Annotated in this window: 2 protein-coding genes; both read right to left on the reverse strand. The window is 44.6% G+C overall.

Features of this window, described 5'->3' with window-relative positions; genetic code table 11:
* Window positions 1-672, reverse strand: a 672-nt coding sequence (locus tag BIZ39_RS21780; RefSeq protein WP_187448111.1) for a flagellin, incomplete at its 3' end; no start/stop codon positions are given.
* A gap of 508 nt (window positions 673-1,180) precedes the next feature.
* On the reverse strand, window positions 1,181-1,349 hold a 169-nt coding region (locus BIZ39_RS21785), incomplete at its 5' end, for a flagellin (RefSeq protein WP_262385841.1).

The following is a 1,349-nucleotide window of genomic DNA, read 5'->3' on the forward strand; positions in this document are numbered from 1 at the left end:
AACGCTAGAAAAAGTAAAGTCTGCTGCTGCTTCTGTCCCGTCTATTGAGTCACTCAGACCCACTAACTTATCCGCTAAAGATTCTGACAATGCAGCGTTGGCGCCGATTGCAGAAGCAATTCCGGCGATTCCCGATAAAGTAAAACCACCATTTTCAGAAATAGTGCCTGTTGCAGAGCCACCAACATTTTGCATGCTGAAGCCAATCGTTTGAACAGCATCAGCACCAACTTGAAAATTACCGCTATATGTTCCATCCAGCAGATTCTCGCCACCAAAAGTAGTATCAGCAGCAACCCGATTCACCTCTTCCATCAAAGCGCGGATCTCATCCTGGATAGCTAGACGGTCTTCGTCGGTGTTAGAACCATTGGCAGCCTGAGCTGCAAGGGTTCTTACTCGTTGGAACGAATCGGTAATTTGCTCCATTGCGCCTTCGGCGGTCTGAGCAACAGAGATACCATCGTTTGCGTTACGATTCCCCTGATTTAATCCGTTTATTTGACCTTCCAAGCGGTTTGATATTTGTAAACCAGCCGCGTCGTCTGATGCATTGTTTATACGCAGTCCAGAAGATAAACGCTCGAACGCCTTGTCCAAGCTATTTCCAGAGTTCATTAACTGACGCTGTGCATTTAACGAGCTCACGTTCGTATTTACGGTTAAAGCCATAATAGCCTCCATTTATTTTAATGATTCCGAACCGTTACCTACCCCTAAGCGACGTGTTCGAATTTCACGAGCCGTTTAAAAAAACATCCCGCCTAATTAACTTATCGACAGTAGCGGTGGGATCTTTAATTTTTTGTTTCAAAAATAAATGAGGGAATCACGAATGATGAGCGCCAACCACCGATAGAACATCGGCTGTAGACGTTGCGAAAAACTTTTAATAATTGGGGAAGAACGGAAAAATGGCGATAGTTGCGTCTAGGCAAAGAAGTTCATACCGTTGACATAACACGGTGGAGCATTCGTACGAAAGCCGGAAAGTTGAAAAAACTTATTTATAATTCGTAAAAATAACATGACGGCATAATAAATGCATCAAAATAAGTATGTCAAAGACATGGCGATGCCTTTGACACATTCTGGTTTAAGCAATAGCCTCCGCTTATGCTGACCACCTAGCTCCCCTGGCTTTACCCCATTCACTGGTCAGGGGAGCTGACTTGCCCTATTACTGAAGTAGACTTAGTGCAGCCTGCGGACGCTGATTCGCCTGCGCTAGAATAGTCTGCGATGCCTGTTGTAAAATCTGATTTTGCGTCAGCTTTGCCGTTTCAGCGGCAAAGTCTGCATCTTTTATACGTGATTGTGCCGCAGACAAGTTTTCTGAAATATTCGCT

Source organism: Alteromonas sp. BZK5 (assembly GCF_014349115.1).
GTDB lineage: Bacteria > Pseudomonadota > Gammaproteobacteria > Enterobacterales > Alteromonadaceae > Alteromonas > Alteromonas macleodii.